Source organism: Vibrio sp. 1180_3 (genome assembly GCF_029478545.1).
In the GTDB taxonomy this organism is placed as follows: domain Bacteria; phylum Pseudomonadota; class Gammaproteobacteria; order Enterobacterales; family Vibrionaceae; genus Vibrio; species Vibrio aestuarianus.
In genome coordinates this window covers 1-255 of sequence record NZ_SJFM01000287.1, presented here as the reverse complement: position 1 = coordinate 255, position 255 = coordinate 1, and the positions used below count along the sequence as shown (strand labels likewise).

Genomic DNA, 255 nt, shown 5'->3' with positions numbered 1-255 from the left:
CCAGACGTGCAAGCGTTAGACGCCGATAGCGATCCGGTAATTCGCACCATGACAGTGATGTCGGCGGACGGCACCACTCATGACGTGGTCGTGACGATCACGGGCTCAGACGACAAAGCGATCATCATACCAGACCAGCCGGGTGATGACGCGGGCGCGGTGCAAGAAGACGTAACGCTGACCACTGGCGGCAACTTAAATGTGGCTGATCCTGATGCAGGTGAGGCGGTCTTCCAACCTCAAACCGACGTTCAA

At 57.6% G+C, this 255-nt stretch carries 1 protein-coding gene; it reads left to right on the top strand.

What is annotated here, in order from left to right:
• The coding region (locus EYW48_RS21865; RefSeq protein WP_277433122.1) for a VCBS domain-containing protein at positions 1 to 255 on the top strand (255 nt) is incomplete at both ends.